Here is an 8838-nt window from a genome sequence, read left to right on the forward strand (position 1 = left end):
TCCATACTGACCACTCAAGCCATGTGGAGACTATAGCGTTAATGACAAAGATTCATAGTAGAGCGACAAATTACAATTATAGGGAGAGTGAAAGAGGTGAACATTAAAGAAGAATTATTGGCATTACAGGATATTTCATATGCTGATTTTCAAGCGAAATTGACACCAAATATTCCGAGAGACCTATTTATAGGGGTTAGAGTTCCGGAGGCTAGGAAGCTTGCTAAAAGAATTATAGGGGAGCCGGAAACATTTAAATTTCTAAGAGATTTACCCCATAAATATTATGATGAAAATATGCTTCACGGACTCCTAATTTCTGAAATGAAAGACTATGATGCCTGTATTGAGGCAGTCGATGAATTTCTGCCTTATGTAGATAATTGGGCTGTTTGCGATATTATGTCTCCAAAGATTTTCAAAAAAAATAAAAAAGCACTTTTGGAAAAAATTAAAGAATGGTCCAAATCGGAAGAAGAATATACTTGCCGTTTTGGTCTTGAGATGTTAATGTCTCACTTTCTTGATGATGACTTTAAACCTGAGTATTTGGAGATACCTCTTTCTGTTAATAACGATGAGTATTACGTTAAGATGATGATTGCATGGTTCTTTGCAACGGCTTTGGCAAAGCAATGGGATGCAACCATAAAACACATTGAAGATCAGCGCCTAGACACATGGGCTCATAATAAGGCAATACAGAAAGCACGTGAAAGTAAGCGCATTACATCGAAACAAAAAGAATATTTAAAGTCACTTAAAGGATGACGAAATTTAGTTGATATTGAACTTTAACTTACACCTCCTAGGACATATTTTTTTGCATTTTCTACCATGCAAGGAGTGTTAAAATCAACTTTTCGATGTATGCTATCATCAGGTTAGTCTTAATAAATATTAAAATTGTTGTGTGTTCGACAAGAAAACAGGAAATTGAAGTTTTACTAGTAAAGTAAAATGATAATGGGAATGTTAAAACGCTAATTTATAAATATGTTCGATATGGAATTATTTCTAAATAGATTTGAATTATATGACTTTATTCTTCATAATATACTTAGATTAAGTTCCAAATTTGTTAAACAAGGAAAGTTTAGACTTATAATGAATAGCTTAACTTATTCGTTATGGATATATTCCCACATGCGAAGCTTTTGAAAAGTTTCAAAATTTATTCATACTGACCACTCAAGCCGTGTCGAGGCAGTGACACTGCTTGTGAAGGCGCGTTAGCGTATGAAGAATCACCTGTCCTGTCCGTGCACGGATTGCCCAAGAATGACGAGCGAAGCGAGAAAATGATTGGATGCAATCGGATGCTGAGGCAGTGGTATTGCTTGAGGCTGTTCGAACGAAGTGAGTTACAGCGTCAGATCTGTAGCGATATAGTAGGTGATTGAAAAGAAAAGCTCTAAATTGTATAACAGCGAGGTTCTTGAGAAGTTGTGACTTCTTAGGAACCTCGCTTTTAGGTTTTTAGAGGAGAAAATGGGTGAGATCTGCTAGAATAAAGGTGTGCGTATGGGGAAACTGGTCGACTGTTGAAAGACTGATAGGATGCTATGTTTGATTTTTACACACAAGGTCGACTTTATCGTTTTGCTGGAGTATTGAGAGCTTCATTTATTAAACGGATACCTGTACTGGACCCATGTTGTGGAACAGCAAGATTTTGATTGCAGCGATGCACAATATGCTCTTTTTAAGAGCAAATTAGTTCCTACTATTCTACAGGAAGAATGGTTGAGAAAAGCCCATTCGCTTGCAAAAAGGATAATAAGACAAGAGAATACGAAAGTATTTAAGAAACACCGAAAGAAACTAATAGACACGATTAAAGCGTGGACAGAGTCTGATCAAATGTATACTTGTCGTTTTGGACTGAGAATGTTAATGATTCATTACTTAGATGATGATTTTCTTTCAGAGTATTTGGAGATCCCAGCTAGTATTCGTTCTAAGGATTACTACGTGCAAAAAATGATAGCTTGGTATTTTGCAACAGCCCTAGCTAAACAATGGGAGCCACTTTTTCATTATTAAGTGAGAAAAGACTTCTCCCTGATGTGCATAACACAACGATATAAAAAGCTCGTGAAAGTAGACGAATAAGTGATGAGAAGAAGGCGTGTTTGAAGTGCTTGAAAAGATAGTTTCAACTTATCTGAATCAATCCCTTCTTATCCCTATCATGAGAGTCATCTGAAGCAGTACAAGAGAAAAAGTACAATGAAAAATAGTTTAGTTGAGTTTATTAATCAGAGGTCCGTGCCAACGAAAGGAGAATTTATCTTTGAAACAATTACCCATTCTACTTTATGAAACTGCAAAGCAAAACGTCTATGTGGATGTTTATTTTAAAGATGAAACCTTTTGGATGAATCAGAAGATGATGGCCGATTTATTTAATTGTAGTTCAGATAATATTTCCTTACACCTCAAAAATATTTATAAAGAAGAGGGGAGAAGGAGCAACTACCGAGGAATTCTCGGTAGTTCGAGAGGAGGATGAATCATGAACTTGGAGAAGTATCGGAGGGAAATTAAGAATCGGGTCAGCGTCTATCAAGCGCTTATTGCCGTCGCCCTAGTATTTGTTATCATTGGCAATGTGCTTTTGAAGGATAGGGGACAAATGGTAGAGAGTGTTAGAGGCTTTGCAACAGGTCTTTTTATTGGGATAGAATTAGTCTGCGTCTTTCAATTAGGAAAATTGTGGAAGATGTTTAAAGATGAAGAAGTTCTAAAAGAAGTTTATATCAGAGAACATGATGAAAGAGAAGCGTTAATTCAAATGAAATCTGGCCTCCATGTGATCCCAATTTTATCTTTCATCATCTTAATCTGTGCAATTTTGGTAGGTTTCTTCAACGATACAGTCTTCTATACTTTGGTTGTTGTAGGAATTGGCCAGATACTAATAGCCCTTGCCCTCAAAATTTATTGGAAGAACCACCTTTAAAATAACTTTGAAATAAGAGAGATGTAGACCTATGTAGTGGCAGTGACATGGGACTATGCCTCTCTTTTTGGTATAATACCCCTAGAGAAAGAAGTAATTGTGACCTAAACGGGAAAAATCGATTAAATTGATTAATGAAGGAGGTAGTTACGAATGACGGAACATGATAGCAATGGAGAAATTATTATCTATCAAAGTGAAGATGGTTCGAGTAAGTTAGACGTTAAACTTGAAGATGAAACAGTTTGGTTGACACAAGCTCAGCTCGTTGATCTTTTTCATTCAAGTAAAGCGAATGTTAGCGAGCATATAAAAAACATCTTCGATGAAGGAGAACTTGAGGAAAATTCAACTGTTCGGGAATTCCGAATAGTTCGTCGAGAAGGAAGCCGAGAGGTTGCTCGTAATATTAAACATTACAATCTGGATATGATTATCTCACTCGGCTACCGCATCCAATCTAAAGTCGCTACGCACTTCCGTCGCTGGGCCACCGAACGTCTGAAAGAATATATCGTTAAAGGTTTTACTATGGATGATGAACGACTTAAAGGTCAAGCGGGCGGTAATTATTGGAAAGAATTATTAGATCGCATCCGTGATATTCGCTCCTCAGAAAAAGTTATGTACCGTCAAGTCCTGGATTTATATGCAATTAGTATTGACTATGATCCTAAGAGTCAAGAATCGATTTCCTTCTTTAAGATGGTTCAAAACAAATTGCATTTTGCAGCTCATGGACACACGGCAGCTGAAGTGATTTATCAAAGAGCAGATGCAAGCCAACCTTTTATGGGACTAACTACTTTTTCAGGGGCTATGCCAACTCTGAAAGATATCCAAGTGGCTAAGAACTACTTAAAGGAAGATGAATTAAAAATTTTGAACAACTTAGTTTCTGGGTACTTTGATTTTGCTGAAGTTCAAGCCATACAACATAATCCTATGCATATGAGTGATTACGTTGACCATTTGGATCGTGTCCTCAGTGTGACTGGACGACCTGTTCTGCAATCTGCAGGTAAGATCAGTCACCAACAGGCCATGGATAAAGTGAAGAAAGAGTATCGTGAGTATCAAAAGAATACTTTGTCTCCAGTGGAAGAGGACTATTTGCAGACGATTAAAGCGCTGGAGCAAGAGGTCAAGAATGAAGGTAAATAATAATTTTGCTAGTCATACTCCCTATCCATCATACCAAAACCAATCCAACCCTTATCCCCAACACATGTGGAGACTATAGTGTTGCTACAACGAGCAGATACGTAGAAATCCTTTATTTTAAGCACTTTTACAAGCATATCGTCTTTACAGGACAAAGGGATAAAATTAGAAATAAAGAGATAAAAGACTATATCAATGTTTCTGTAGTGATTGATATAGAGTGGGGAGATACGAAATAATATTAGAAGACAGTGTATTATTTAGAATACAAACAGTGATATAATGTTATGAATAGAAAGGGATTATACGCAACCGTATTTTGGAGGTGAAATGTTTGGATAGGTATGATTATATAGAGAGTATTGTTTCTTTTCTCAAAGGAGTAACAGGTATTAACTATCAGTTGCAGTTAAAAGAAATTTTGGCTGTATATTATAAGTATTTTGGAAAAGTCTACGAAATGCCAGATTTTTATGGTGGTGATCAAAAAAATGATGGGTGTGTTCTTGAAGATGGATTATTTTATCAGGTTTTTGCACCTACTAGATTAAAAGATTCATTGAAAAAAGAGATTCAAGAGAAGTTTATCGAAGATTTAAGCGGTTTGTTAAAAATAATTTATGAAGAAAAAAAGTGGAATGGAAACTTAAATAATTTTATATTTATTGTTAATACATTTGACAATAATCTTCCCCATGATAGTGAAGGCTTTTTCGAAAATAAGGTCAATGCACTTAAAGAAAAATATTCTATAACTTTTGAGTATAGAGTAACAAATACAGATTATGTTCGTGATATTTTAACGGAAATCAATGATATTGAAGTGTTAAAAAGAATTTCAGCAACATTACGAATTAGGAATATGATGGATTATAATGCTATTAATGAGCAAATAATTATGGACTTAATAATTGGGATTTCGGGTAATCTTAGTTGTCAATCCATAAATGGAAAATCGGCACAATCATATCAAAGAATATCGTCAGTTGAAAAAATATCAATCAATTCTTTGAATGAAAAAAGAGATGAAATAGAGAGTATTATTTCTAAATTAGATGTTGTAGAAAATGCTGTTAACACGATTAATCAAGATATACTATATGAAAATAAGTTTGAAAGAGTAAAAGAACAAGTTATTAATAAGTATGCTGAATTATCAGCACAAGTTCACGGAGTTGAATTGTATGATACATTGGTAAATGAAATGTTATCATACTCTCAAGATAAATGGCATTTAGATGTGCCAATGAAGTTTCTAATAGTTTATATATTTGATAAATGTGATATATTTGAAAAAGAGAGGTGATAGGTATGATATTACCAGATAAATATACTTCTTTAACCGAAAGTTTTATTGGTATCAGTGCTGTATTACTAGATACATTGGGTAATAAAAAACTTACTGTTGACAAACTATGGAATAACTTTAATAAAAAATATGTTAAAACAAATAAGCTTAAACATCCTCCAGTTTATCAAAAGTATATTTATGTGTTAGAGTTTATGTATCTATCAAATATGGTTTCTTATAACGAGAAAGGGGAAATTGTAAATGAAAATATTAGAGCTAATAATCAAGGATCCCCAAGGGAAACCAATTGAGGAGATAAAATTTAATGAAGTAGGAGTTTCTTTTATATACGGTGACATACAAGACTCAGCGAACCTAAAAGGAACTATAAACAGTTTAGGAAAAACTCTGTTACTTAAATTCGTTGATTACATTTTTGGTGCAAATGAAGATTTGGCTATGGTTAAAGAGCCAATTCATGGATTTAAATTAGAGGCAACTGTAAAATATAAGAGTAAGTACTTCACTGTTTTACGAATATTGGGAAACTCTGAAGAAATATATATAGATGGAAAAGAGTATAGCTTATCAGAGTATAAGGATTTTTTTCAGCTAAAAAGAAGATTACTTGGAAAACAAATTATTTTAAGTAAGAAGTCAACTGAAATCAGCCAAAGAACAAATGCCAGCAAAGATGATGTAATTAGTTGTTTGGAATTGTTGAACCTAAAAGATATTTTAGAGGAAATAGGTAATATTTATGAATCTCAAGATCGAATAAAGGAATTAAAGAAAAATAAAAAAGAATTAGTTTCTTTTTATGGAAACTTTGATGTCAAGCAAATTGATGGAGAAATATATTTTATTGATAAAGAGGTTGAACGTCTTACTAAAGAATTAAAGAAAGTAAGTAATAAAATAAAGACAATCGAGATTGCAGATATACAAAAAGATGTCGTTGAAGAATATTCAGAGAAGAGCAAAGAGTTAAAAAGAATAAAGAGAACTTATGAGATGAATAAGTTTGAGAGTGATAGATTATTACAATTTATAGAAGATTCAAATCAAGTTGATATCTCAAGTGAACACATTTTAGCAATTTTTAATAAAGCAAAGCAAGAAGTTCCCGACATGGTAAAGAAGACCATTGATGAAGTTGAAGAATTCCATAGAAAAGTCTATGAAGAAAGAAAAGATTTTCTGAATCAAAGAAGGAGCATAATACTTTCTGAAATGGAAGAAATGAACAAAAAAATTTATTCTTTATCGACTGAAATCAACAGAATTGGTGCGATTATTTCAGAAAATGAAATCTATAAAGAATCAATTGAGTTATACGAGAAATATAATAATGATTTACAAGAAGTTAAATATAGGCAAGGTAAGTTATCTCAAGTTAAAAATATAGATGATGCCATTGCTATAGAAGATTCCAATTTATCTTCAAGCTTTAGCCATGCAGCACAATTAAGAAAGGAATATGATAGTATAATTCAGGAATACAGGGACTTTATATTTGATATAACTAAATCTATATATGATACCGATGTAAATTCCTATTTTGATATAAAAATTAGAAACAAGAATTTAAGAAATAGACCTGTCATTTTTGAGTTTACACTTAAAGGCGATACTGGTGAAGGGGTTGGTGAAGTAAAGAAAAACTTGATGGATTATTTAATTTGCAGATATAATAATCAATTGGAAGTTATGATTCAAGACTCATCTTGCTATAATGGTATTGACCCACGTCAAATAGTTGGTATGCTAGGTCAACTAAATAATATTTCAGAGGTATCTAATAAACAGATAATTGTTTCAGTAAATAAATATCAACTAGGGAACTATGATTCTGTAATTAAAGAAGTGGAAGAGAAGAGTTCCATTATCTTATCAGAAAATCGCAACCTTTTAGGCTTCGAATTCTAATATCATTAAATTAAAAGAATTAATATTGTAAATGAGACGTTCAAATAAGAGCGTCTTTTTTATTGGCTAAAAACTAATAAAAAAATAGAAAGGATTTTTTACGATGATGTTTTCAAATTTTGGTCGATCTCCACCTCGAGAAACATAAAACAAATTAGATTCATTAACCACAAACAGAAAGGATAGGTAAAAATATGGAACTTAAATTTGTCATTCCCAACATGGAAAAAACATTCGGAAACTTAAAGTTTGCTGGCGAGGATAAAATCTTACAGCGAAGAATCAACGGACAGCTTACTGTCTTATCTCGAAGCTACAACTTATACTCTAATGTTCAAAGAGCAGACGATATTGTCGTTGTTTTCCCTGCTGAAGCTGGAGAAAAGAATTTTGACTTTGAAGAAAGTGTAAAACTAATTAACCCACGCATTACAGCAGAGGGTTATAAAATTGGTACTCGTGGATTCACTAATTATATTTTACATGCAGATGATATGGTAAAAGCCTAAAGAAGGAGAGGGATTTAATAATGAGATTAGCTAATGGTATTGTATTAGAAAAAGACGCAACCTTTGGAGAGTTGAAATTTTCCGCACTCCGCCGTGAAGTACGTATTCAAAATGAAGATAGTACAGTTTCAGAGGAAGTTAAAGAACGTACCTATGATCTAAAATCCAAAGGACAAGGACGTATGATTCAAGTAAGTATTTCCGCTAGCGTTTCTTTAAAGGACTTTGACTATAATGCAAGGGTAGAAATTATCAACCCAATAGCTGATACTGTTGCTACTGCTACCTTTCGAGGGGCAGATATAAACTGGTACATCAAAGCAGATGATATTGTTCTGGCAAAAGATTCTAATTCATTCAGAAACCAACCATCTAAAAAAGAACCTGTTAAAGAAAAATAGTCTCTCTACCTCCCACTAAATAGAAAGGAGAAGATAACGGATGAAACAGATTGAATTTTATGGTAAAAGGATTCGTCCGAGTGACAAAGATTTAGTCTTTCATTTTACAATAGCTACCTTGCTACCAGTTTTCCTGCTGGTTGTTGGACTGTTTCATATTCAAGCAATCCAGCAGGTCAATTGGCAAGACTTTAACCTATCGCAAGCAAACCAGATTGACATTCCCTATTTAATGATGAGTATAAGTGTCGCAATTCTTGTTTGCTTGCTGGTGGTATTTCTATTCAAAAGATATAGATATGATATAGTAAAACAACTCTACCACTGTCAAAAGCTGGCAAAGATGATTTTAGAAAATAAGTGGTATGAATCGGAACAGGTTAAAACAGATGGCTTCTTTAAAGATTCATCCAGTCGTACTAAAGAGAAGATAACTTACTTCCCCAAAATCTATTACCGCCTTAATAACGGATTGATACAAATTCGGGTAGAAATTACTTTAGGAAAATATCAAGACCAGCTCTTACACCTAGAAAAGAAATTAGAAAGTGGCTTGTACTGTGAGCTGACGGATAAAGA

General features: G+C 33.5%; 10 protein-coding genes and 1 pseudogene. All 11 read left to right on the forward strand.

Annotation, left to right across the window (positions count from 1 at the left end; translation table 11 throughout):
- Positions 1 to 96 precede the first annotated feature (96 nt).
- Entirely contained in the window at positions 97 to 771 is a 675-nt protein-coding gene (locus HMPREF2758_RS04710; RefSeq protein ID WP_006908822.1) for a DNA alkylation repair protein, read from the forward strand.
- Between the two features lie 888 nt (positions 772 to 1659).
- Positions 1660 to 2046 (forward strand): DNA alkylation repair protein, encoded by a 387-nt coding sequence (locus tag HMPREF2758_RS04715; protein WP_070609411.1) that lies wholly within the window; start codon positions 1660 to 1662, stop codon positions 2044 to 2046.
- 250 nt (positions 2047 to 2296) lie between these two features.
- Positions 2297 to 2515 carry a virulence RhuM family protein gene (locus HMPREF2758_RS04720; protein WP_070609412.1) on the forward strand — a complete coding sequence of 73 codons (219 nt, stop codon included), beginning with the start codon at positions 2297 to 2299 and terminating at the stop codon, positions 2513 to 2515.
- Between the two features lie 3 nt (positions 2516 to 2518).
- Complete coding sequence (locus HMPREF2758_RS04725) at positions 2519 to 2965, forward strand: hypothetical protein (protein WP_070609413.1); 447 nt, start codon at positions 2519 to 2521, stop codon at positions 2963 to 2965.
- Between the two features lie 153 nt (positions 2966 to 3118).
- Positions 3119 to 4129, forward strand: coding sequence for a virulence RhuM family protein (locus HMPREF2758_RS04730; RefSeq protein ID WP_070609414.1), 1011 nt, complete (start codon positions 3119 to 3121; stop codon positions 4127 to 4129).
- A gap of 325 nt (positions 4130 to 4454) precedes the next feature.
- On the forward strand, positions 4455 to 5435 hold the full coding sequence (locus tag HMPREF2758_RS04735; RefSeq protein WP_246823261.1) for a hypothetical protein: 981 nt from the start codon (positions 4455 to 4457) through the stop codon (positions 5433 to 5435).
- A 5-nt stretch (positions 5436 to 5440) separates the two neighbouring features.
- Entirely contained in the window at positions 5441 to 5731 is a 291-nt protein-coding gene (locus tag HMPREF2758_RS04740; protein WP_070609417.1) for an ABC-three component system middle component 6, read from the forward strand.
- Entirely contained in the window at positions 5682 to 7349 is a 1668-nt protein-coding gene (locus HMPREF2758_RS04745; RefSeq protein WP_070609419.1) for a DUF2326 domain-containing protein, read from the forward strand. The genes HMPREF2758_RS04740 and HMPREF2758_RS04745 overlap by 50 nt, the downstream gene beginning before the upstream one ends.
- Positions 7350 to 7543: 194 nt before the next feature.
- The gene (locus tag HMPREF2758_RS04750; protein ID WP_070609421.1) at positions 7544 to 7858 is read left to right on the forward strand and encodes a YdcP family protein; all 315 of its coding nucleotides are present in this window, start codon (positions 7544 to 7546) and stop codon (positions 7856 to 7858) included.
- A gap of 17 nt (positions 7859 to 7875) precedes the next feature.
- Positions 7876 to 8259, forward strand: coding sequence for a YdcP family protein (locus tag HMPREF2758_RS04755; RefSeq protein ID WP_246823262.1), 384 nt, complete (start codon positions 7876 to 7878; stop codon positions 8257 to 8259).
- 40 nt (positions 8260 to 8299) lie between these two features.
- A pseudogene (locus HMPREF2758_RS04760) lies at positions 8300 to 8838 on the forward strand (ATP-binding protein); the annotation flags it as partial.

This window comes from Facklamia sp. HMSC062C11 (assembly GCF_001810675.1).
Classification (GTDB): Bacteria; Bacillota; Bacilli; order Lactobacillales; family Aerococcaceae; genus Facklamia; species Facklamia hominis.